Below are 23642 nucleotides of genomic sequence, written 5' to 3' on the forward strand. Positions count from 1 at the left end.
AGCTTGCATTTCTCATCAGTTCAGGCGGCGTCAGGTCCAAAGTTTTCGGAGTTTGCGCCTTCCACCACCATTTCCAGTTGACGATTTCTCCTCTTTCAGGTTATATATTGTGGTTTTGCCTGGATCATGAGGGCTAAAAAACCCTTCCACGCAGTCCGGAATCCGTCAAGATGGCGGGAAAAGACCTTCAAAACCTTTACTCTCTTCAGATAACTAGAGGAAAATGTTAATGAAAGCACTAATTGCCCTGGAAGACGGCACGATCTTTGAGGGTCGTTCTTTCACCGGCCACGGGGAAGCTGTGGGAGAAATTGTCTTCAACACCTCCCTCAGCGGTTACCAGGAAATCCTCACCGATCCCTCCTATACGGGACAGATCGTCACCATGACCTATCCGCTCATCGGCAATTATGGTATCAACCCGGAAGATATGGAATCCGCAGCAATCCACCCGATGGCCTTTCTCATTAAGGAATATAACGGATTTCCATCCAACTACCGGTCCACCATGTCTCTTGCAGACTTTCTCCAAGATTATAATACTCTCGGAGTAGAAGGTTTTGACACCCGCGCACTTGTACGCCATATCCGCTCAAAAGGGGCCATGAAAGGTATTGTTTCCACAAAAGACCTGGACCGGAACTCCCTCGTCGAGCGGGCCCGCTCCTGGACCGGGCTCGTTGGCCGGAATATGGTCAAACGGGTTACCTGCGATGAACCTTACGGCTGGGCATCCAACAGGCCGGTCCCGGGAACGGATTTTTCCACTGCCCGAACCAAAAACCCAAATCCCCTCAGAATAGTCGCTTTTGATTTCGGGATTAAATTCAATCAGCTCAGATTGCTGACAGAGAAAGGTTGTCAGGTACAGGTTGTCCCGGCCACCACCACGGCTGACACTGTTCTGGCCATGAACCCGGACGGTATTTTTCTGTCCAACGGTCCCGGTGACCCCGAAGGTGTGGAAGGGGTTGTGGAGACGATCCGTTCCCTGCTTGGCAAAAAACCGATCTTCGGTATCTGTCTCGGTCACCAGATTCTCGGCCTTGCCTATGGAGGGTCCACCTATAAACTGAAATTCGGTCACCGTGGCGGCAACCAGCCCGTCAAGGATCTGGAAACAGGTCATGTGGAGATCACTTCCCAGAACCACGGTTTCTGTGTTGATCCCGAGAGCCTGGACAGGGAGAAAGTTGAGGTGACCCATATCAACCTTAATGACAACAGTGTGGAAGGAATGCGCCACAGAAAATTTCCGGCCTTTTCCGTCCAGTATCATCCGGAACACGCTCCGGGCCCCCATGACGCCGTCTATCTTTTTGACCGCTTTATTGAAATGGTCAGAAAGAATATCTGAAACAGCAACCGGACCAGCTTCACTCCAACCCTGCATTTCATTCATTCTTACCAGCATAGGATCATGCCGAAACGAACAGACATAAAGAAAATTCTCATTATCGGCTCCGGACCGATCATTATCAGCCAGGCCTGTGAATTTGATTACTCCGGCGCCCAGGCGGTCAAGGCCCTGAAGGAAGAAGGGTTCGAAGTCATTCTGATTAACTCCAATCCGGCCACCATCATGACCGACCCGGAGCTGGCAGACGCCACTTATATCGAACCGATCACCCCCGAGTTCGTTGCCAGGGTCATCAGAAAAGAACGCCCTGACGCCCTGCTCCCCACCCTGGGGGGACAGACAGCTCTGAATACGGCAATCAAGGTCGCGGAGACAGGAGTGCTGGACGAGTACAATGTGGAACTGCTGGCCGCCAATATCGAAGTAATCAGAAAGGCGGAGGGCAGGGAAGAATTCAGGGACGCCATGAGAAAAATCAACCTGAAAGTTCCCGAATCCGCCATTGTCCAGACCATTGAAGATGCCATGGCAGCCGGAGATGAAATCGGTTTTCCGATTATCGTCCGTCCCAGCTTCACCCTTGGGGGAACAGGCGGCGGAGTCGCTTACAACCGTCAGGAATTGAGAGAACTCTGCACTTCCGGACTTGATCTTTCCATGACAACGGAGATCATGCTGGAAAGAAGCCTGCTCGGCTGGAAGGAGTATGAGCTTGAGGTCATGCGGGACAGAAACGACAATGTAGTCATCATCTGTTCCATTGAAAACGTTGACGCCATGGGAGTTCACACCGGTGACAGTATCACGGTTGCCCCGGCCCAGACCCTCAGCGACCGGGAATACCAGAACATGCGGGACGCTGCTATTGCCATTATCCGGGAAATCGGGGTAGAAACGGGCGGCTCAAACGTTCAGTTTGCCGTCAATCCCGACAATGGAGAACTGATGGTCATCGAGATGAATCCGCGAGTCTCCCGGAGTTCGGCTCTGGCCTCCAAAGCCACTGGCTTTCCCATTGCCAAAATCGCAGCCAAACTTGCTGTGGGTTATACCCTGGACGAACTGCGCAACGATATTACCAGGGTAACCTGCGCCGCTTTTGAACCGACAATTGATTACTGCGTAGTGAAAATTCCCCGCTGGACTTTCGAAAAATTTCCGGAAGCTGACGATATACTGACAACAGCCATGAAATCGGTGGGTGAAACCATGTCTATCGGCAGAACCTTCAAAGAGGCTTTCCAGAAGGCCATGCGTTCCCTCGAAACAGGGCGTTTCGGTTTTGGCGGTGACGGAAAGCAGGTCCTGACCGATCTTGAGCAGGAGGACCTGGAAAAGGGCCTCAGACAGCCAAGCTCCAAACGGATTGCTGAAATCTACGAAGCACTCAAACGCGGCATGGATATCAATGAACTGTACAACCATACAAAGATCGACCCCTGGTTTCTCCATAATTTCAAACAGATTGTGGAAACAGAAAAAGAAATCCTGGAAAAAGGCTTCCAGGGACTGGACAGGGATTTTCTCCGGTTCTGTAAGGAGCGCGGTTTTTCCGACCAGCAGCTGGCCTTTCTCACCGGCACCAGTGAAAATGATATCCGCGAGCTGCGAAAGAAACTGGAAATCACTCCCGTATATAAACTCGTGGACACATGCGGAGCGGAATTTGAATCTTACACCCCCTATTTTTATTCCACATACGAACAGGAAAACGAGGCCATGGCCACCAATGGGAAAAAAATCGTCATCCTGGGTGGCGGTCCCAACCGTATCGGCCAGGGCATCGAATTTGACTACTGTTGTGTTCACGCCTCTTTTGCCTTAAGAGAAATCGGAGTGGAATCCATTATGGTCAATTCCAACCCGGAAACCGTCTCCACTGACTATGATACTTCGGACAAACTCTATTTTGAGCCTCTTACCCGTGAGGATGTGCTGAATATTATAGAACAGGAAAAACCGGACGGGGTCATTGTTCAGTTCGGCGGGCAGACCCCCCTGAACCTGGCGGTACCCCTGGAGCAGGCCGGAGTAAAAGTGATCGGCACCCAGCCGGATGCCATAGACAGGGCGGAAGACAGGAAACGGTTCCAGCAGTTTCTGCAGAAACTTGGCCTGCGCCAGCCGGAAAATGATACCGTCTTCACCCTTGAAGAAGCCATCAGCGCCGCGAACAGTATCGGCTATCCCGTGGTTGTCCGCCCATCCTACGTCCTTGGCGGCCGTGACATGCGAATCGTCTACAACGACCCTGGTATTAAGGACTTTATGCAGGCCATGGGCGGTGAACGTCTTGAGCACCCTGTTCTCATAGATAAATTTCTCCAGGACGCCATCGAAGTGGATGTGGATGCCATCAGTGACGGCACAGACACCATTATCGGCGGTATCATGGAACATGTGGAAGAGGCCGGCATTCATTCCGGCGACTCTTCCTGTGTGCTTCCCCCCCATACCCTGTCCGCTCCTCTCGTAGAAGAAATCAAGCAGGCCAGCAGGGCCATGGCCGTGGAACTGGGTGTTATCGGTCTCATGAATGTACAGTTTGCCGTGAAAGACGAGCAGCTCTATGTCCTTGAGGTTAATCCCCGTGCCTCCCGTACTGTCCCCTTCGTCAGCAAGGCAACTGGTGTCCCCCTGGCCAAACTGGCAACCAAGGTTATGCTTGGTGCCACACTGAAGGAACTGGGAATAACAGAAGAGGTTGAAATCGACCACTGGGCCGTAAAGGAGGCCGTCTTCCCCTTCGACCGTTTTGAAAATGTCGACACCCTCCTGGGACCGGAGATGAAATCCACCGGTGAAGTCATGGGTATCGACGACAATCTCGGCCTGGCCATCGTCAAATCCCACCTGGCCGTTGGCGCCACTCTGCCAAAATCAGGCAACGTGTTTATCAGTGTACGAGACGGTGACAAGAACAATATCGTCTCGGTGGCAAAAACCCTGCTTGACCTGAATTTCACCATACTGGCCACCAGTGGTACCGCGGCGTTCCTGCGCGATAAGGGAATCAAATGTACCCATATCAACAAAATCTCCCAGGGCCGTCCCCATATTCTTGATAAAATCCGTGACAACGAAATTTCATGGATTGTCAATACATCCCTTGGAAAACGAACAACAGAGGATTCCTACACCATCAGGAGGGCAGCCCTCGACTTTCATATCCCCTACACCACAACGACAAGCGGCGCAAAAGCCCTGGTCAAGGGAATGGGAGAACTCGTTAAAAATGAGCTCGGTGTGCAGCCGGTCCAGTACTTTACATGAGCCGGCACTGTGTATAGAGTAAACTTGCCAATTGCAAAAAATTAAAAACAGAGGATATAATAGAGTTCGAGGTGTTTCACACGTGACAAAACAGTATTATGTTTTACCATAGTGTCGGAAGAGTGAAACATTTAACCTGTGGGTACCTTAAAAAAATCAATCATATTAGATTATAACAAGAAACTTATTTCCCGGAGCCATTGGAGGCCTCTTTGAATACTTTTTACAAAAACCTGAGCATGTGGCTGGTCATAGGTCTGACTATGATCCTTCTTTTCAACCTGTTTAACAAGCCACAGAGCAATACGCATGCACTCACTTACAGTGAGTTCATCACCAATGTAGACAATAAGTCCATAAACAGGGTAACCATCAGCGGAGACACGATAACAGGTTCACTCCAGGATGGAACCCCTTTTAAAACGGTATATCCCGTCAGCGACCGGGAACTCATCCCCATTCTCCGCCAGGCCGGAGTGGATATCACCGTGAAAGAGGTCCAGAAAGACTCTGTGTTTATGACCATTTTTGTCTCCTGGTTCCCCATGCTCCTGTTGATAGCCGTCTGGATTTTCTTCATGCGCCAGATGCAGGGGGGCGGAAAAGGCGGGGCCCTTTCCTTTGGCAAGAACCGGGCGAAGCTGACGGAACAGAGTGACAACAAGGTTACATTCGCTGATGTAGCCGGTATTGACGAAGCCAAAGAAGAACTTGAAGAAATCATTGATTTCCTTAAAGATCCCGGCAAATTCACTGCCCTTGGCGGTCGAATTCCAACTGGTGTCCTGCTTGCCGGATCACCTGGAACAGGAAAAACCCTTCTTGCCAAGGCCATTGCCGGGGAAGCTGATGTACCCTTTTTCAGTATCTCCGGTTCAGATTTTGTGGAAATGTTTGTCGGTGTGGGTGCATCCCGGGTCCGGGATATGTTTGCCCAGGGTAAGAAAAATGCCCCCTGCATTATCTTTATTGATGAAATTGATGCGGTCGGTCGCCATCGGGGGGCAGGACTTGGTGGTGGTCATGATGAACGTGAACAGACTCTTAATCAATTGCTGGTTGAAATGGACGGTTTTGAAACCAATGACGGTGTGATCATTGTTGCCGCAACCAACCGTCCTGATGTTCTGGATCCTGCCCTGCTGCGTCCCGGCCGATTTGACCGCCAGGTTGTCGTACCTGTACCGGACGTGAGAGGTCGAAAAAAGATCCTGGAGATATACGCCAGAAAAACGAAGATGTCGGCGGAGGTGGACCTGGATGTTCTTGCCCGGGGTACCCCCGGTTTTTCCGGGGCTGACCTGGAAAACCTTGTTAACGAGGCGGCACTCATGGCCGCTCGCACCGGGGCAAAGGAAATTGATCTCGAATTGCTGGAAAAGGCAAAAGACAAGATCATGATGGGCGCGGAACGCCGTTCCATGATCATCAATGATAAGGAAAAGAAGGTTACCGCCTACCACGAGGCAGGCCATGCCCTTATTGCCTGGCTCCTTGAGGATACCGATCCCCTGCATAAAGTCACTATTATTCCCCGTGGTCGTGCCCTCGGTCTTACCATGCAGCTGCCGACGGATGATAAATACACCCATTCGAAGACCTTTCTGCACAATACCATCTGCATTCTTTATGGTGGCCGCATTGCAGAGCAGATCATCTTTAATGAAATCACAACCGGTGCCGGTAACGATATTGAGCGGGCCTCAGGTATGGCACGCAAGATGGTCTGCGAGTGGGGAATGAGCGATGACCTCGGCCCGCTGACCTACGGTAAAAAGGAAGAACAGATCTTCCTCGGAAAGGAAATCGGTCAGACCAGGGACTTCAGTGAGGAGACGGCGCGAAAGATTGATCAGGCGGTACGGAAAATAATTGACAACGCCGTTGAAACCGTGACCAGACTGCTCGAGGAAAACAGGGATATTCTGACCCGCATGGCTGAAGAGCTGCTGGAAAAAGAGACCATTGTGCTTGAAGATATCGAGGCCCTGATTGAAGAGTTGCGTCCGGGAAAATACACATTTAAAAAGAAAAAACCTCCCGTAACTGAAGAGAAAAAAGAGCCTGCCACTGAGCCGGAGAGCTCACAGGAGGATCGTTCAGCCCATTCTGAACCTGAGGAAGAAGAAACCGGACCGGAACAGGAATTCATGCAGACACCTGACCGGGAAAACGAGACTCCTGACGAAAAACAAGATCCCGACGAAAGGCAATGAAAAAACCAAAGGTCAAAATCATGGGGGTTCTCAATGTTACCCCCGACTCCTTTTCCGACGGCGGGAATTTCTCGACCCTTGACAAGGCTCTTGCTCAGGCGGATCGGCTTGTTGATGCGGGAGCAGATATTATTGATATCGGGGGGGAATCAACCCGACCTTTTTCTGAACCTGTTCCGGTAAAAAAGGAAATGCAGAGAGTCATTCCTGTGATTGCCGCCATCAGGAAAAAGCACACTGTTCCCATTTCCATAGATACAACCAAGGCACTGGTTGCGGAAGCAGCCCTTGGATCAGGCGCAGATATCATAAATGATATTTCTGCTCTCAGAAAAGATCCCAATATGATTGCCCTCGTCAGAAAAACGGATGTGCCGGTCATCATCATGCATATGAAGGGGAGTCCCTCAAATATGCAGGTCAAACCGGAATACGATGACGTTATGGCTGAAATTATGACTTTTTTTCAGGAGCGAATAGAAAAGATAACCGCTTGCGGAATAAAAAAAGACAGGCTCATCATCGATCCCGGGATCGGCTTTGGCAAAACCCTCCAACACAATCTGACCCTCCTGAAGGAACTGCACAGATTTTCAGAGTTTGGCCTGCCGGTGCTTCTGGGTCACAGTCGTAAACGTTTTCTTGGAGATATTACAGGGGTTGATTCGGAAGAAAAAAGAGATACGGCAACAGCAGTTGTCTCAGCCCTCTGCAGCAGGAAAAATATTGATATTATCCGGGTGCATAATGTGGCCGCCACCCGTGAGGCTCTCCTGGTGGCTGAAGCTGTCATGGCCGATCCTGCCTGAAGTGATGAAAAATGCGGGCTAACGTTGAACAATTCGATAGTTGAGAAAACTTATAAAACGATACAGGTAAGGAGAACTTCCGGTACCGATACAGACTATATCACCATCGATTAGTTCCGTCACACCACCTTTATCCTCTCCCCGAGAACCACCTCTCCCACCCGTGTTCCGCAGGCACTTCCCCTGTCAACCAGGTAGAATTTTCCGTCCTCACGCAGTTCAATCTGAAAATGTTCACGGGAAATATTCAGCAGATGACCGCGGTCAATAAGGTAAAGATCGTTATTAGGTTTGCTGTTCATATCTTTTTTGGGACGCTCAATAGCCTCCAGGCGACCATTTATTTTTGCAACCCTGGATTCCCTGCCCACCTTGAACGGAAATTCCCTGATAACGATCAGATCTTCGTCAATATGATTCACCGGCACAGCTTCAACTGCGTCCCCGGTGAGTGCCTTCAGTGCACCCTTCGGCAAATATCTTTCCAGAATCTCTTTCTTCTCATCCATAAAGATCCTTCATTTAAAAACGAAACAACCTCACACCTCACACCTCACACCTCACACCTCACACCTCACACCTCACACCTCACACCTCACACCTCACACCTCACACCTCACACCTCACATAAGCATATCTTTTCAGCTGCTGAATATCAAATGAATATCGGGGAAAACCTTGCATTCCCATTCTCCAGAGACTACTATTCGCGAAGTCATCGCACTCATTTTACCAATATTTTATTTGTATTTTCATATAATTATGGACATAACAATCCCGGAAAAACTTTCCATCGCCACAACCCTCAACCTCCCCTCCCACCAGGTAGACAAAACCCTTTCACTCCTTCTGGAGGGGGCAACCGTCCCCTTTATTGCCAGGTACCGCAAAGAGGCCACCGGTTCTCTGGATGAGGTTGCTATTGGACAGATCAGGGACGAATTCCTGAACCTTGAAAAAGTTAACAAGCGGCGGAATGCCATCCTTGAATCCCTGGAAAAAAACAATCTTCTGACAGAGGAACTGGCAACGGCACTGGCCGGAGCAAAGGACTTGACAGGCCTGGAGGATATTTACCTCCCGTTCAGACCCAAGAGAAAGACCCGGGCCCTGCAGGCAAAAGAAAAAGGACTGCAGCCACTGGCAGATATCCTGCTCTCCGGCAGGGGAAATAAAAAGGATATCAATCGGTTTATAAATCAGGAAAACAATCTTGCCACAGAAGAAGAATGCCTGGCAGGGGCATGTGATATCATTGCAGAACAGATCAGTGAAAACCTCACGAGCCGGGAAGTGTTGCGTGAACTGTTTTTCAATCATTCACTGATTACAGCCAAAGCAAAAAAGAACGCGACAGAACTTGAAGAAGGCGGAAAATTCCGGGATTATTTTGACTGGCAGGAAACAATCACAAAGGTTCCCGGCCATCGGATTCTCGCCATGTTCAGAGGGGAAAACAAAAAAATACTCTCTCTTACCATCCGACCGCCGGAAGAAAAAGCCATCTCCCTGCTCTTTTCCCGCCATGTCGACGATTCATCTCCCTGGCGACAGCAGCTCGATGAGGCCGCTAGAGACAGCTATAAACGCCTCCTCTGCCCTTCCCTGGAAAAAGAGGTGAGAAAAGCCCTCAAAAAACGTGCCGACCTGGAGGCCATTGAAGTTTTCGGCAACAACCTTCGCCAGCTTCTACTGGCTCCACCCCTCGGACAAAAATCCGTTCTCGCACTCGATCCCGGCTATCGTACGGGGGCCAAACTGGTCTGCCTTGACCGCCAGGGACAGTTGCTGGACAATACAACGATTTTCCCGACCCATGGGAAAAAGCAACAGGAAGAGGCAGGGAAAACGGTAAAAAAATATATCAAAACACATAATATTGAGGCCATTGCTGTTGGCAATGGTACCGCCGGCAGGGAAACGGAAAAATTCATCCGTTCCCTGGATCTTGACTCCTCCATCCTTGTGACCCTGGTCAACGAGGATGGTGCGTCCATCTACTCGGCATCAGAAAACGCACGCCTTGAGTTCCCGGACCATGATATTACCGTCAGGGGAGCTGTCTCCATCGGCAGACGACTCCAGGACCCGCTTGCGGAATTGGTGAAAATTGACCCGAAATCCATAGGGGTCGGCCAGTACCAGCATGATGTTGACCAGAATCTTTTGAAAGAACGATTACAGCAGGTTGTGGAAAGCTGTGTCAACAGTGTGGGGGTGGAACTCAACAGCGCCAGTGTGGAACTGCTCACCTTCGTCTCAGGATTAAACCGGACACTGGCCGCAAATATTGTTGCTTTCAGAAAGACAAACGGCCCTTTTAAAAAACGAAGTGAACTGCTGAAAGTCCCGCGTCTTGGCCCAAAAGCCTTCGAACAGTGTGCCGGTTTTCTGCGGATAACAGGGGGTGTAGAACCCCTGGACAACAGTTCCGTCCATCCTGAACGGTACAGGCTCATACGAAAAATGGCAAAGGACACCGGCAGTTCGGTTGCCGGGCTTATAACTTCCACTTCTGCCAGGAAAAAAATAGTCCTGGAAGAGTATATCGACGACTCCGTCGGTATGGAAACCCTCCTTGATATCATGGACGAACTCGCGGCTCCCGGTCGTGATCCGAGGGAAAATTTTCGCAGTTTTTCCTTTGACCGGACAATCCTCACAATTGATGATGTCCGGGAGGGTATGGTCATTCCCGCGATAATTACCAATATTACCAAATTCGGAGCCTTTGCCGATATCGGTATCAAGCAGGATGGTCTTATCCACATCAGCCAGATGGCCGATCGCTTTATCAAAGATCCCGCCGAGGTGGTCTCAATCGGTCAGCAGGTAAAGGTTCGGGTACTGCAGGTAGACAATGCACGAAACCGAATTGGTCTTTCCCTGAGAAATTGATGCCCCGGAAATAACATCCACAGGGTAGCTTGAAAATCAGCCCCCATTTTTCACTCCTTTCAAATTTGAGAAATGGAGTGAAGCCTATTTTAAATTGGGATTGGTAGGTGGACTTGCTTGCGCATTTTAGCTTTACCACCTCCTCTATGGAAAAACAGTGGGAGGATGGACCTTGCTCTTGCCTTTATGGGGGCGAGGATTCAAGAGAGAAATCGTTCTACCACCCTTGGCCCCATATCACGGGGATGCCGTTTTTTATCATAAAAATAGATATAGCGGAGAATCCATTGACAATAGGTCTTCTCCGTCGACAGTGCGTAGTGATAATACCGCATGGTTTCACGCACTTGATCGAGCAATTTCAATTTTCTGTCCGGAACAAATTTCTTCTTGCTTTCCATGTTAGGCATGATAATATCAGATATCATGGAAAATTTGAAGAAAAATGATAAGCATGGACATTTTTTTCCAGTTTTACCCTCCTGATATGGGATATAATGGAAAAACCGGTCCAGATATAGGGTAATATGATGTCTGGTGTCCATGTATTAATACTGTTGGGCTTTAAAGATGAACATATTTGGAGAGAACTAAATGCCTCATATAAGCCTGAGTTTTTATAATAATAATGGTATTTATTTTTTAGTGTTTTTTGTGATGCCATTAGTATTTTTTTATAAAACACAAATCATTAACTTTGCAAAAATAGAAACAAATAGCCATGCACTTTCAAGAGAAGTTAATAAACAACTTCAGGGCGTTTTTATCATTGTTGTAGTTCTTCACCATCTTTCACAGCGCATTGTAGAACCAGGATTAATGATCTTATTCAGGCCCGTTGGTTATCTTGCTGTCGGAGCATTCTTTTTTATCTCTGGATTTGGATTAATGAAATCCTTAAAAAGAAACCATAAATATTTGGAAAAATTTATGTACAAAAAAATCAGTAAAATATATATCCCTTTTGCTATTACGAATATATTTACGATAGTTTTGTTAATGCTATATGGAAAAGAATTTACAATCAGTCAAATTATAAAATACTCATTATCTATAAATCTAATCGACAGCACTTTGTGGTTCATTGTGACTATATTAATCTTTTATTCAATTTTTTATTTAAGTTTTATATCAAACATGTCTAGGAAGTCACTTGTTGTCATTTCTTTGTTCACATTAACCTATATTGCTATATGCAAAATAACAAACCAAGGGGGATGGAGATATATTTCAAGTTTATGCTTTCTCGTTGGCATATATTATGCTTTTTTTGAACAAAGAATCAACTCAATAGTTTTTAAAAATTTTAACTTCATTTTAATAATATCTGGCATATTATTTTTATTGACATTTGTTGCCCAAAGAAAACAACTATTGCCCGGCATGTCTTTTATATCATGCGTTATTTTTACAATATTTTTGTTTACTCTTTTTCTGAAAGTTTATCCATGCTCTTCGATATTTGATCACATTGGCAATGTATCCTTAGAAATATATCTTTTGCATATGAAACTAATGGCATTTTTTGCCTTTTACATAAAGTGTGATTCAGGAATTTGGCTTGGGCTGTATTTTATTATCCTTATCTTTAGTGCTACTTTATTCCATAAAGCAAATCAATTATTGTATGAAAAAATCGTGCATCGACCAGCACAACAAATCAATTAACCTGACCCGCAACTCGTCGGCGAATTTTCGTGCATATTCAAGTGCATAGCCGTTAATAAAATTAATCGGTAGCTGCACGGCGGGCAGGTTATCTCAAACGTTCAAGCTGTAGAAAAAGTCATTTAATCCAATTAACTACTGAATAATACATGTAAAAATGTTATACTGCTGTCGCAAATTGATCGAAATACCCCTTACCTTCGATAAATTGAGCTGCAATGGCACGGTATAAACCTTATTCCTATGCTCAGGGCAAGTTCATTCCCATCCATTTTGCAAATCAGATCCTTCCCGGCACATTTGAATATACGCTGAATTATCTCATTGATCATGAACTTGATCTTTCCATCTTTAATGATCGCTATCACAATGATGATTCCGGTGCCCCGGCCTATGATCCGAAGATTCTGTAATCAACGACAATTATAATTCCCGGCTGGCGACAATTATAATTCCGGCCTTAACCACATAATAATACGCAATAATATTTCATTGCTTTTTCTGTTTCTGTTGCAGTGTCCTCATCTAAAATGTAACTTATTTGTACTCATCCGGAGGATAGGGCAACGCTGAGGAGCGACCCGAGCGCCGAGATGAGTGCCGTAAGGATGAAGACCGGGTATAAGGATTTGCCCGGTCTTTTCTTTCTTCATCCTCATGGCCACAATGCGTTAAACCTCGGGGGTTGGGGGCAGAGCCCCCTATTCTGTGATTATTAATTTTCCTCAAGGCTTTGTTTTGCTTTTTCCAGTCTGTAGCTATCAAGATTAAGTTCCAGTATTACGCTATGATGCACAAGCCGGTCTATCGCTGCAGCCGTAGTCATTGGATCTTTAAATATCTTCTCCCACTGTGAAAATGGTAAATTGCTGGTTAGCATGATACTGTTCCGTTCATAACAATACGCAAGAAGGGTAAAGAGCACTTCCATTTCTTCTCGGCTTTGCTGGACATAGCCGATATCGTCGATCAGTATGGCATCATACTTGGCAAGTTTTTTCAGAAATCTTGGAAGAACAAGCTCCTTTTTGGCCACCAGCAGATTTTGCACCAGCAGACTGCACGGAGAAAAGAAAACACGCCTATCCTTGTTAATCAGTTCCTGGGCAATGGCACAGAGCAGATGGGTTTTTCCACTACCTGGGTTTCCAAAAGCTAGTATGTTTTCACACCTGTCAAGAAAAGAACCTTCCAGCAAACTATTGACAAAGCCGCTCAGTTTGGCCGGAAGCCGATCCATTTCAAACGAAGCTAAGTTTTTTTCCAGGGGCAGTCTGGATTCTCGCAAATATCTGGTAATGCGTTTATGGCGTCTTTCTTCACACTCCCGCACAACCAGTTCCTGAAGGTATGATTCATAGCTTAGTGATTCCTTTCTCGCCAAATCCGCCTCCTCCTGGTAACAGGCTCGGATAGTTGACAGATAAAGCTTTTTAAGAGACGCATCCAGGATAATTCGATTATCGGTTGAACTCATCTGCAACCCTCCTGTAAGAGTTGATCATAGCCTGTGAGGGCAACAGTCTGGACAGAAATATTGGTAATCGGTTCAACCGGTTTACCAGAGACAAGCAGTGTTTTTACCTGGGCAAAATCAATGTTCTTTTCATGGTCAATCAGATGACGAAGGGCATCATCTACAGCTGTCTCATTATCTTGGGCAGCAAGCTGTAAAATAGATAAGTATTCTTTTGCTGCTCCCGTAACGGTACGAAATTTGCGCAGAGAGTCATAGGCAACCCGGAACCTGCTCGTAGGAAAAAGATCACTGCGGTATCTGTAGTTCTCAAATGCACCGGGTTTTCGAACCAGCCAGTCAATTATATGGCGGTACTGGATATAATGTTTGCTACCGCCTCGTATTCTGGGGATATTCTCAATATGTTTCTGACCGTACCAGATCTCCAGATACTCTGCATACAGCCGCACTGTGACTGTTTCTTTGATAAGTCGACTATTCACCGAGTAAACCTTGTGCTTTACTCTGATCGTACTGCTGGGACCAACTCGAACTTCAAAACGAGTACATGTGTCGAGCTTACCCGAAGGCAGTGGACGCAACATCGACTGTTCTTCTTGAAAGCGCTCCTGGCGGTTGCAGTTGAGTTGTGCAAACAGCTTCTGTAGAAATAACTCATATTCCTTGCGTGTAGTAAAATCCCGGTTACCTCGCAGCATCAGGGCCTGATCTACGGCTTTCTTGAAACGATGATGGCGCTGCTCAATGTCACCATTTTCGTGGGGCTTGACGAATTGATTTTACGGCCTTGCAATTTGTAATGGGCCAAAAGCCCCTGGTAGCCACGGGTAAACTCTTCCGGGTTATCCGGTTTATTCACCGCAGCTGACAACCTGTCTGTTTGATGTTGTTCTGGAACTCCGCCAAGTTTCCATAGACTCTTCTGTAATCCTTCGCTCAGGCTTTCGAAACTCTCGGAAAAACAGATCGTTCCTGTCTCCCAGTTCGAATATGTCAGCACAAAATGGTAGATCAGGTGATCAAAAGGCTGACCACCAATACTGATCTGTAATTGGGACATATCTGTAAAATCAGACTGACTCAACCGTGCAGGCACATGCACCTGGGGAAAATAAACTTCACGTCCTGGACCTTCTGTACAACGCCAGGTTTTTACTCGACGTTGAAACGTGCGGAGCTGGCCATCTCCAAAAGAACCGGGATAAATCCTTTGAAAATGGGTAAAAAGAGTTTTGGCTTCCAAACCTTCATTAGTTTCCAGAAATTGTAAAACCTCTGGCCATATACCTTCAAAAGGATCTTTACGAGTTCGCCACTCCCTCACTCGCTCCGCACTGATCTCACTTGGCAATTTGCCATTATCTCTATACTTGCGACCGGTTTTCTCATCCATGCCGGCTCTAGCCGCTGCTACTTCCAACGTCTTCCCTTGACTTAAGTATTTCTTCAATTTCCTCACCTGAATATCTGTGACCATCCATATTCCTCCTTTGAGAAATATGAATAATCAGATCACAATTTTCCGGGAAATTTAATTGTCGTCAAAAGGAATTATAATTGTCGCTGGTCAGCAGAGAGATGTTTGCCATTGACGGCTGCAAAATGCCCAGCAACGCTTCTGTTACCTGGAGCGGAACCAGGGCTGATTTTCAGAAAAAAGTAACGAAGATGGAAACAGCTATAGCAAATATGGTCAACCACCATCATATGAATGACCAGGAAAAGAGTGATGAAAATATCAAAGAGAAAAAAGAAAAATATGTAAAATCCCTGCGTAAAAATATAAAGAAGGTACAGAAATGGCTGGATAATAATGATGATCGGATGGGAAAAGGTAAAAGACCTGTCAAATCCAATATTACCGACAATGAATCCGCTAAGATGAAGACCTCAAAAGGTGTTATCCAGGGCTATAACGGTGTTACCGCCGTGGACAGTAAAACCCAGGTGATAGTAGCCGCCGAAGCCTATGGTCAAGGCAGTGAGCAGGACCTGCTGGAACCGATGATTGACAAAATCAGCGAAAATTTACAGGAAACCGGAAAAGACGACGATGTCTTTAAAGATGCAAAACTCCTGGCAGACAGCGGATACCATACAAATAAAAATATGGAGATGCTGGCGGAAAAAGAGATAGACGCGTATGTAGCCGATAACCAGTTCAGAAAACGGGATCCCAGGTTCAAAGATTACGGCAGATATAAGGATCGAACAAGAAAAGAACGGGCCAAACGAGAAGGCAGAAAGAACATCTTTGTACCTGCTGATTTTACCTTTCCCGAAGATCTGAGTTACTGTATCTGCCCTGCCGGGAAACGGCTCTATAGAAGTGGTGGGAATATCTTTACCAAAGGCCATCATTCTGTCCGGTTCCAGGCACCCCAATCCGCCTGTGTTTCCTGCAAACTGAGGTCAAAATGTCTTCGTTATCCTGATCGCACCAAAACACGTCAGGTTGCCTATTTTACCGGGCGCATGGATAAAAAGAAGAAAACCAGTTGCGCAGAAAAGATGAAGCGAAAAATAGATTCAGCCGCTGGCAGGGCCATCTATTCCATGCGATTGGCAATAGGAGAACCACCTTTTGCCCATATCAGATCAACAATCGGTCTGAACAGATTTACCCTGAGATCGAAAAAGAAGGTGAATATCCAGTGGAACCTTTTCTGCATTATCCATAACCTTAAAAAGGTGCATGCATATGGAATGGGTTTTGTGTAGATTGCTGGAAAATGGTTAGGAAAAGCTGGAAATTGGTGAGATAAATTGCTTTACTGAGGATGTTAGGGAAAAAGTATTTTTATATCAGGATATTTTTTGAATTGTTTTGAAATTTGAATTTTTTTGTATAGATATGTGGGAAAATTGCAGTTGCCTGGGCTGTTTTTCTACATGCTCGTTATCTTCTCAAAATTTCGAAGTGTATTTATGTTTAAAGATCAGGTGATTGAACGTATATTAAATGAATTTGGCGAGCCATCCCGTACTACTGCAAAAGTAAAAGCATGGGATATTACCCAGGAAATTGGTTTGGTCATTCAAACAGATTCTCCCAATAAAGTTGATCATGCTTTTGTTTGGTTACCCTATCCTCCTGAAAACGGAGAAATTCCTGAGGTTGCTCTTGAGTATGCAGGTGAAACCGGACGGCATAGTAATACATATGCTTCGCCGGGATTAGAAAAAGGAAAACCAGCACTTAAACTCATAATTACCAGCCCAAATGAACTTGATGACCTAATTCAGTATATAATTGCATATAAATCATTTGCTCCACTGCCAAAGATAAAGTCCAATCCGTTAGTGCAGCAAAATGGCACTAGCCGAACAAAAGAAGATTTACAGACAGTTGACGTTGATAGTATGCCGAAACCTCAACCCAAAAAAACAAGGCGTAAAGCGATTCCAAGAACGGTGCAGAGAGAAGTTTGGCAACGTGATGGAGGTATGTGCGTTGAGTGTGGTTCTAAAGCATATTTATGTTTTGATCATATCGTTCCATTTTCTAAAGGTGGTAGTAATACGGTACGGAATATCCAATTATTGTGTGAAAATTGCAATTTATCTAAGGGCAACAGAATTTAAATCGGATACTTGAACAGATTCTTATGGATGATGAAAACCTATTTGATGAAGACGAAGCTCTTGACTTCATAATTTATGATGAAATCCAAAAAGAAGAGAGTAGTCCAAAATCAAGTGGCTGCTTGTCTATCATTATTCTAATTGCAACACCAATCGTCCTGTTCACCTACAAAGCATATATAGCAGTAACTACATGAAATAAAAGATAACGAATAAGGATATGTTGTGCGAGCGCAGCGAGCCACAACATATCCGTTTGTTGGACAAGCCCACGGGGTTATAATAAAGAAAATATCTTTTTGGAGTGTTTGCCAGAATCAGGTAATGAGCCTGATGGAGAATCAGAGTCGGGATCTATTTCTATTTTTGCTCACAGTTTTCGGTTTTTCCCCGGATGTTTCTACGAAAAACGTCAAATTTTGAACAGACATATCCTGATCATGCTATGAAATAGTGGACACTCAGTTAAGCCATTGTTACAAATATGGCAGGAGGAAAAATATGAGTGTTCAACAGAGAAGAAAATACGATCCAGATTTTAAACGCAATGCGGTTCTATTGTCAGAAGAACCTGGGAAGGCAGTAACTGAAATAGCTGACTGAGCCGAAGCACGATTAATGATGGAACGTTTTTCGAGTTATTTGATGTTTGGTGCCGTAGTAGATATACAACCCCTCGGCTGCGCCTCTGGTTCGTAGGTTTTTTAAGGCATGGGGGAAGCTCGAGCTTAGAAAAAAAGGTGGGGAGCCCGAAGACTCCCCGGACGGTTTTTTCTAATCCGTCGCTCCCATCTGGCTATCCCTTGGCGGGTTGCTCCTCAGCAGAGCCCGCCTCCGTTTCGCCAGACCTTTGTACCTGCCAAAAGCAGGAGTGACTTTTGTTAATTTAACGTGATCTTTTTTTTTGTGGTGTGGGGGAATACATTTCCAGAAAGAGTTGTTCATCAAGCTGAGTAAGCTCACGTTGCGCTGCGGTGGTAAGCAGTTCTGCTGCCATGACATTGAGTAGTCTCAAATTGCCGGCACTATGTTCCACAAGTGCCGACATAAGTGGTTTTGTCATTAACTGAGGTGCTCCGGCTTGTTTCAGACAATACTCCAGATAATTTCTCAGTTCTTTTTTGTCATATGGTGAAAGTATTCTTCTAAACCTGATACGACTTCCCAGAGCAAGAAGATTATTGCTCCGAAAACGTTCAGGAAGAGTGAGATCCCCGCAAAGAATAACAGTCAGTAAACATTCTGAATCAAACTGAGCACTCCCCATCAACCGCAATTCATTGAGGTTACAGGTCACCATTTCCTGAGCCTCGTCAATCAGGAGTATTGGTCTGAACAAAGTTGATGTAATATGCTGTCGCCACCTTTCCCGGAGAGCTTTAAATCCACCGTATCTGTTGGATGGGGTAAGATTGACACCAAAGAGATCCCCCATCTCACGGTAAAAGTCTGCAATACTTGATTGAGGTCTTTCCATAACACCAACCACGACGTTTTCCAACCGTTCAAGTTTATGGGAAAGATATTGAAGATTTTTTGATTTACCAAGCCCGGGTTCTCCGGCCATGAGTGCGAATCCGCCATCCATGACCAGATTTTCAATTTGAAAGAGGAAGGTATCTATTCCCGGTGCCGGCCATAAAGAGTGTACTGGAATGTTGGGAAGAAACGGATTCCATTTCAGACCGAACAGTGCAAGAAGACGCTTATTATTCATGGTCTGCCTCCATTGGAATAAAGGCAGGAGGGAGTCCGGTGGCTGCATAATCAGCCAGTAATTTACGCAATAGCGGTGGATAGGGGTCTGTGTCGATATCAGCTTCAGGCAAGGCCACAAGAGGAGCCAGTGTTCTTCGCAATCCGTCACTGTTTTTGATCTTGTCCTGAGGGTAAATTTTCGCAAGCAAAGTTGAATCTCTCTCGTCTACCAGCCAGGCGTGGCAAAGATTCCAGCTTTGATATCGTACATATAGTCGGTCAAAGTGGCGGAACCTGGATGGAACTTCAAATCGAACACCTTTGATCTGTAAAGTAGAGTCACTTTTTCGCTGGGCACGATTTTCCTGAACAGTAAAAGAAAAAACCATCTTTTCACGCTCAGGAGCAGGGCGTGCACCATCTGGTCCCGCCAGCATTTTCTCCACAGGGGAACAGTTGATCTCCTGGTGGCGTTTTCGGTTATACTCCATCTCCGACCAGGCCTGTGTGGCATAATTCAACGTCTCAAGCGTCAAGGGTTCTACCCGTGACAGCATGGACATCAGCCGTCCTTCCAACTGTCCCCAGAAGGATTCCTGTTTGCCATTTTGATAAGGACTATACGGCAATGTCCGGTCGTGTTTTATGCTCAAGCCCAGTAGGCCATTTGTTGTTTCGCGGGCGATCATTGCCGCACCATTATCCGTCATTAAACTGCGGGGTAATCCCCGTTTCATAAAGGCCTGCAACATACCATGATGCAACACTTCCGCTGTTTCCTGATAATACCACTGGATATGGCAACATAATCGGGAACAGTCATCAAGTATGCAGAGTGCTATCGGAGTATGCCATTCTCCGTTACTATCAGCTACCCGTAGTTTGCCCTTATGGAAATCCAGATGCCAAAGTCCGTGGACATGGGACGCCTCGTAACTTCTTACTTCCATCTGTTCAAGATGTTCTTCTGCCTTGTATTGTCCTTTGGTTTTGTTACGGGGTGACCGCTTCTTGTACCACCCTCTTTCTTTCATGCGTCGGCGAACACTGGCATAAGATGGAGGTTTACTCAGCTCTGGCTTTTCTTCAATTAATGCCAGAAGATTGTCGGTATGGAGCCGATAACTCCAATGGGGAAAGCTGCAATACTGTTTCCCGAGTTCGATCAGCATCTGCGCAGAAAGAGCTGTTTTCTTCCCGAGATCTGAACGGGGTTTTCGTTCCATATCTCCCACAGGATCGTTACCGTTCAACGCTTTGTAGTACCAACGCTCAATGGTGGAAGCACCAAAGGTAACAAACCCATCTTTGCATGGGTGCTGATACCGTCGGCTCGCAAGTATTTTAAGTTTTCTGCCAAGTTCTCCCGGCTCGGGAGGACTGGCAAGCAGTCCTCCTATGATGGAAAAACGGAGTTGTGCCCAGGAATGCAGGCGGGACTCGCTATTCTTGTTCATGATATGGCTCCTGTCTGGTTTATGAGCATAGTCTGCTCGTTTTTGGACAAAAACCAATTTACAGGGAGAGGACAAAAGAAGAAGTCCCCAACTTTTGCGGGGAGTTACTGCTCCATCACTGTTCCTGTCGCCAGCAGTACGAGACAATTGAGAATTGCGTTTGAGGAGGATTTTTTGGTTTCGAGATAATGACCCACCAAAGATCCAGGCAAAGTGTGATTTGTAACAGCAGGATGAATAGAACCACGTATTGTTTGCCAGAGTTGACTTTTAGGGAAAATCTCACGAAAATACGTCAACCACTTGCTGATTGTTTTCCTGTCTGCTCCAAGCATTTTTGACACCATGTTTTTACTGTATTCCTGTGGTTTGCTTTGGTTTAGTGTGGTTACAATCAATATAACTACTCTGAAATACACCCGCCGATCCATGAATAGAGTCGATTTCGGTAAGGTTCTACGACGACAATTCTCTTTACTGCAACAGAGACTGAACCGTACAGAGTACTCTTCAGGAAGATCAGGCCCACCGCGTGGCTGACGTTGGTAATTGGAATAATGCTGAGGGCTACCACAATAGGGACAACCGGCTTTATGCTGCTGATCAGCCAAATCTATGTCTATATGGTGAAGAAGCTTAAAAAGGTTGGTGCTTTGAAGTAATTCTGGTATCATTTTCCTGCCTTAGTGTTTTAGGCAGGAACCCTCTCGGGGTATTTGCGCGATACGTGAGGGGGTTCCTTACCTTTCCATCACTTATCTTGCACATTTTAACTCTATTTTCCATCATTTATTTTGGCCACTCTCAGCTGACCACCTTGGTATCTCAAGAGATTTGCTTTACCGATGGAGAAGAGAATACAGAGCCAGAGAAAACTATTCTTTTTCAGGGAATGGCAGAGAGTCCCTGACACCTCAGGATCAAAAAGTAAGAGATCTCGAAAAGAGGCTCAGGGATGCTGAGATGGAGCGGGATATATTAAAAAAAGCCATGGCCATCTTCAGCAGGACACCGAAATGATATTTAAGTTCATCAAGGAAAATCGCTCATCATTTCCGGTGAAGAAGATGTGCCATGTATTCAATGTCTCCCCGAGCGGTTATTATCGCTGGATCAAGGCCCCTATCTCTACGAGGCAGATAGAAAAGGACCATTTGAAAAAACGTATACAAGAGCTGTTTGAGCAACACAACGGCATGGTCGGGAGTCCGATTATCACTGCTGATCTTCATGATCAACCTGAGTTTTCAAATGTAAGCCGACAGCGTGTAGCTCGTATGATGAAGGAAATGGGTTTGAAATGCCGAACTGTAAAAAAGTTTGTTGTTACCACGGATTCAAAGCACACTGAGCCAGTGGCTCCCAATCTGTTGGACCGCAAGTTCACCGTGTCCTCCCCCGACTTGGTGTGGGTTACCGATATCACCTATCTGAAGATAGGCAGTAAATGGCACTATCTCACAGTTTTCATAGACCTGTTTTCTCGAATGGTAGTGGGCTGGGATCTCAGCGATTCCCTTGAAAGGCATTCTGCAATTAGGGCGCTAAACAAGGCCATATTGAGGAGACACCCTGGCCAGGGATTAATGGTTCATAGTGATCGTGGAGTTCAATATGCAAGTAGCGATTTCAGAGCATTGCTGCAGAAACGAGGATTTGTTCAAAGCATGAGCAGAAAGGGAAACTGCTGGGACAACGCAGTAGCTGAATCGTTTTTCCATACTATTAAAACCCAAATGATTCATCACTGCACATTCCACAATGTGGCTGAGGCTGAGCAGACCATATTCCATTACATCGAGGTCTACTACAACCAACAAAGGAAACATTCTACAAACGGATATAAGGCTCCTGCTCAATATGAGTTGGAGTGGTGGGACGCTAGAAAAGCGGCTTAACCGTGACTCCACTTTTTTGTGGCAAGATCAAAAACAGAGTGTAATAAGAAACGCTACACATTTCAAGCTCTCGGGCAAAGAGAAATCCTTGCAAATTTTAATGGTGGAACGATTACATCTGATGCCGGATATAAACAGGAGAGAAGTGGACAACCAGACTGCTTTTTGATGTTATTTTTAAGAAAAAATTATCAGATTATCTGAGATAATCTGATTGAAAACGGTTTTGAAATATTTTGTGAATATGACCAGTGAAAATTGCTTTATTATGGGTGGTTTTCCTACAGGATCGTTATGTGTAAAAAGAAATGGAAATAACCCTCTTTACTCTACACACAAAAAGTATTATCATAATGTGTAAACTATACAAGGAGGTCTACACATGGCTACTAATCTCGCTATCGACGACCGGCTAGTCGAGGAAGCAAAAAATCTTGGCAAACATCGCACTAAGAAAGGGGCTGTCACAGAGGCACTGCAAGAGTATATCCAAAAAAGAAAACAATCGGAAATATTTAATATCTTCAATACAATAGAATATGACAGGGGCTATGATTATAAAAAGCAGAGAGCTGTAAAATGAAAATCATCGTTGATACCAGCGTATGGTCTCTGGCTCTCAGAAGAGACGCTCCTACAGAAAATGAATATGTTTTTGAATTAAAAGAACTCATAAAAGAGGTACGTGTCCAGCTTATTGGCCCCGTGTGGCAAGAATTATTAAACGGCATTAAAACGAAAAAACAATTTAATCTCCTGAAAAATCACCTTCGCGCATTCAAAGGACCTGAAATACAAACAGAAGACTATGAGTTAGCATCAGAATATTTTAACACCGCCAGAAAAAATGGAATTCAAGGGTCAAATACTGATTTCTTAATTTGTGCGATCTCAAAACGACAAAAAATGCCTATTTTAACTACAGATAAAGATTTCGTAAATTTTCAATCTGTCCTACCTGTAGAGCTTCACAAAACACGGATATAACCGTAACCTGATAAAATCACATAATCGGGATAGGACTCCCCATTACTGAGGAGCCCTCCCACACCACCCGGCTTACAGATCACGTACCAAGGCGGTTCGGTTGATCAGGAAATCAGTAGCCCGGAAAACAGAGTCCTCTGTCGGTGAAGAATCTTTACGGCATGGCAATGGCACCCACTTGATTTTGCTCATATGCCAGAACTTCTTACGAGCATTACCGCAGAGCATGGCATCATTATGAGAAATTCCAAGTTTCTTCAGGTTTACTACCCTGATTTTCGGGTTCTTCCATTGCTTTTTTTCATAACATCAT

The 23642-nt window shown here is 45.6% G+C and carries 17 protein-coding genes and 3 pseudogenes; 13 read left to right on the forward strand and 7 right to left on the reverse strand.

The genetic code is table 11. The features are described 5' to 3' along the window. Positions 1-229 precede the first annotated feature (229 nt). From carA to folP, 4 genes are all read left to right on the forward strand, one after another. Complete coding sequence (carA, locus tag LO777_RS12955; protein ID WP_228854312.1) at positions 230-1357, forward strand: glutamine-hydrolyzing carbamoyl-phosphate synthase small subunit; 1128 nt, start codon at positions 230-232, stop codon at positions 1355-1357. A gap of 63 nt (positions 1358-1420) precedes the next feature. After that, positions 1421-4633, forward strand: a complete 3213-nt coding sequence (gene carB / locus LO777_RS12960; RefSeq protein WP_228854313.1) for a carbamoyl-phosphate synthase large subunit — start codon at positions 1421-1423, stop codon at positions 4631-4633. A 212-nt stretch (positions 4634-4845) separates the two neighbouring features. Continuing rightward, entirely contained in the window at positions 4846-6849 is a 2004-nt protein-coding gene (ftsH, locus tag LO777_RS12965; RefSeq protein WP_228854314.1) for an ATP-dependent zinc metalloprotease FtsH, read from the forward strand. Continuing rightward, the gene (gene folP, locus LO777_RS12970) at positions 6846-7658 is read left to right on the forward strand and encodes a dihydropteroate synthase (RefSeq protein WP_228854315.1); all 813 of its coding nucleotides are present in this window, start codon (positions 6846-6848) and stop codon (positions 7656-7658) included. Before ftsH ends, folP begins: the two co-directional genes overlap by 4 nt. A 119-nt stretch (positions 7659-7777) precedes the next feature. Here the strand turns inward: folP and LO777_RS12975 are convergent, their stop codons facing one another. Next, positions 7778-8167: an FHA domain-containing protein gene (locus LO777_RS12975; RefSeq protein ID WP_228854316.1), complete on the reverse strand. Its 390-nt coding sequence runs from the start codon at positions 8165-8167 to the stop codon at positions 7778-7780. Positions 8168-8420: 253 nt separating this feature from the next. On the opposite strand from LO777_RS12975, the gene LO777_RS12980 reads away from it, so the two are divergent. Continuing rightward, on the forward strand, positions 8421-10556 hold the full coding sequence (locus LO777_RS12980) for a Tex family protein (protein ID WP_228854317.1): 2136 nt from the start codon (positions 8421-8423) through the stop codon (positions 10554-10556). A gap of 200 nt (positions 10557-10756) precedes the next feature. Here the strand turns inward: LO777_RS12980 and LO777_RS12985 are convergent, their stop codons facing one another. After that, on the reverse strand, positions 10757-10984 hold the full coding sequence (locus LO777_RS12985) for a phage integrase N-terminal SAM-like domain-containing protein (protein WP_228854318.1): 228 nt from the start codon (positions 10982-10984) through the stop codon (positions 10757-10759). A gap of 166 nt (positions 10985-11150) precedes the next feature. Here LO777_RS12985 and LO777_RS12990 point away from each other — a divergent pair, with 166 nt between their 5' ends. Next, complete coding sequence (locus LO777_RS12990; protein ID WP_228854319.1) at positions 11151-12224, forward strand: acyltransferase family protein; 1074 nt, start codon at positions 11151-11153, stop codon at positions 12222-12224. 218 nt (positions 12225-12442) lie between these two features. Then, positions 12443-12634 (forward strand): annotated as a pseudogene (locus LO777_RS12995) (IS1182 family transposase); the annotation flags it as partial. Between the two features lie 305 nt (positions 12635-12939). Here the strand turns inward: LO777_RS12995 and istB are convergent. Together istB and istA are read right to left on the reverse strand one after the other, a co-directional pair. Continuing rightward, a complete protein-coding gene (gene istB / locus LO777_RS13000) occupies positions 12940-13701 on the reverse strand; it encodes an IS21-like element helper ATPase IstB (RefSeq protein WP_228854202.1) in 762 nt (253 codons plus the stop codon). Beyond that, positions 13698-15181: pseudogene (istA, locus tag LO777_RS13005) on the reverse strand (IS21 family transposase). The gene istB and the pseudogene istA overlap by 4 nt, the downstream one beginning before the upstream one ends. A gap of 80 nt (positions 15182-15261) precedes the next feature. Between istA and LO777_RS13010 the strand changes: the two are divergent. The 3 genes from LO777_RS13010 (at position 15262) to LO777_RS13020 (ending at position 17486) form a co-directional block, all read left to right on the forward strand. Next, the gene (locus tag LO777_RS13010; RefSeq protein WP_228854321.1) at positions 15262-16425 is read left to right on the forward strand and encodes a transposase; all 1164 of its coding nucleotides are present in this window, start codon (positions 15262-15264) and stop codon (positions 16423-16425) included. 207 nt (positions 16426-16632) lie between these two features. Next, positions 16633-17289, forward strand: coding sequence for an HNH endonuclease (locus LO777_RS13015; RefSeq protein WP_228854322.1), 657 nt, complete (start codon positions 16633-16635; stop codon positions 17287-17289). A gap of 23 nt (positions 17290-17312) precedes the next feature. Next, positions 17313-17486 (forward strand): hypothetical protein, encoded by a 174-nt coding sequence (locus LO777_RS13020; protein ID WP_228854323.1) that lies wholly within the window; start codon positions 17313-17315, stop codon positions 17484-17486. A gap of 689 nt (positions 17487-18175) precedes the next feature. On the opposite strand, the gene LO777_RS13030 is transcribed toward LO777_RS13020, so the two are convergent. The 3 genes from LO777_RS13030 to LO777_RS13040 form a co-directional block, all read right to left on the reverse strand. Beyond that, complete coding sequence (locus LO777_RS13030) at positions 18176-19006, reverse strand: ExeA family protein (RefSeq protein ID WP_228853787.1); 831 nt, start codon at positions 19004-19006, stop codon at positions 18176-18178. Next, on the reverse strand, positions 18999-20444 hold the full coding sequence (locus tag LO777_RS13035; RefSeq protein WP_228853788.1) for a DDE-type integrase/transposase/recombinase: 1446 nt from the start codon (positions 20442-20444) through the stop codon (positions 18999-19001). The genes LO777_RS13030 and LO777_RS13035 overlap by 8 nt, the downstream gene beginning before the upstream one ends. A gap of 104 nt (positions 20445-20548) precedes the next feature. Further along, positions 20549-21118: a hypothetical protein gene (locus LO777_RS13040; protein WP_228853789.1), complete on the reverse strand. Its 570-nt coding sequence runs from the start codon at positions 21116-21118 to the stop codon at positions 20549-20551. A 133-nt stretch (positions 21119-21251) separates the two neighbouring features. Here LO777_RS13040 and LO777_RS13045 point away from each other — a divergent pair. The 3 genes and pseudogenes from LO777_RS13045 to vapC all read left to right on the forward strand — a co-directional run. Continuing rightward, positions 21252-22342, forward strand: a pseudogene (locus LO777_RS13045) (IS3 family transposase); the annotation flags it as partial. Positions 22343-22724: 382 nt separating this feature from the next. Further along, entirely contained in the window at positions 22725-22925 is a 201-nt protein-coding gene (locus tag LO777_RS13050) for a type II toxin-antitoxin system VapB family antitoxin (protein ID WP_228854325.1), read from the forward strand. Beyond that, a complete protein-coding gene (gene vapC / locus LO777_RS13055) occupies positions 22922-23329 on the forward strand; it encodes a type II toxin-antitoxin system VapC family toxin (protein ID WP_228854326.1) in 408 nt (135 codons plus the stop codon). The genes LO777_RS13050 and vapC overlap by 4 nt, the downstream gene beginning before the upstream one ends. The last annotated feature ends 313 nt before the right edge of the window (positions 23330-23642 follow it).

Origin of the sequence: Desulfomarina profundi, from assembly GCF_019703855.1 — a bacterium.
In the GTDB taxonomy this organism is placed as follows: domain Bacteria; phylum Desulfobacterota; class Desulfobulbia; order Desulfobulbales; family Desulfocapsaceae; genus Desulfomarina; species Desulfomarina profundi.

Excerpts from the sequence above, each read along its gene's own strand:
- carA (WP_228854312.1), top strand. The coding sequence starts at position 230 with ATGAAAGCACTAATTGCCCTGGAAGACGGCACGATCTTTGAGGGTCGT.
- carB (WP_228854313.1), top strand. The coding sequence starts at position 1,421 with ATGCCGAAACGAACAGACATAAAGAAAATTCTCATTATCGGCTCCGGA.
- folP (WP_228854315.1), top strand. The coding sequence starts at position 6,846 with ATGAAAAAACCAAAGGTCAAAATCATGGGGGTTCTCAATGTTACCCCC.
- LO777_RS12975 (WP_228854316.1), bottom strand. The coding sequence starts at position 8,167 with ATGGATGAGAAGAAAGAGATTCTGGAAAGATATTTGCCGAAGGGTGCA.
- LO777_RS12980 (WP_228854317.1), top strand. The coding sequence starts at position 8,421 with ATGGACATAACAATCCCGGAAAAACTTTCCATCGCCACAACCCTCAAC.
- LO777_RS12985 (WP_228854318.1), bottom strand. The coding sequence starts at position 10,984 with ATGATATCTGATATTATCATGCCTAACATGGAAAGCAAGAAGAAATTT.
- LO777_RS12990 (WP_228854319.1), top strand. The coding sequence starts at position 11,151 with ATGCCTCATATAAGCCTGAGTTTTTATAATAATAATGGTATTTATTTT.
- istB (WP_228854202.1), bottom strand. The coding sequence starts at position 13,701 with ATGAGTTCAACCGATAATCGAATTATCCTGGATGCGTCTCTTAAAAAG.
- LO777_RS13015 (WP_228854322.1), top strand. The coding sequence starts at position 16,633 with ATGTTTAAAGATCAGGTGATTGAACGTATATTAAATGAATTTGGCGAG.
- LO777_RS13020 (WP_228854323.1), top strand. The coding sequence starts at position 17,313 with ATGGATGATGAAAACCTATTTGATGAAGACGAAGCTCTTGACTTCATA.
- LO777_RS13030 (WP_228853787.1), bottom strand. The coding sequence starts at position 19,006 with ATGAATAATAAGCGTCTTCTTGCACTGTTCGGTCTGAAATGGAATCCG.
- LO777_RS13035 (WP_228853788.1), bottom strand. The coding sequence starts at position 20,444 with ATGAACAAGAATAGCGAGTCCCGCCTGCATTCCTGGGCACAACTCCGT.
- LO777_RS13040 (WP_228853789.1), bottom strand. The coding sequence starts at position 21,118 with ATGATACCAGAATTACTTCAAAGCACCAACCTTTTTAAGCTTCTTCAC.
- LO777_RS13050 (WP_228854325.1), top strand. The coding sequence starts at position 22,725 with ATGGCTACTAATCTCGCTATCGACGACCGGCTAGTCGAGGAAGCAAAA.
- vapC (WP_228854326.1), top strand. The coding sequence starts at position 22,922 with ATGAAAATCATCGTTGATACCAGCGTATGGTCTCTGGCTCTCAGAAGA.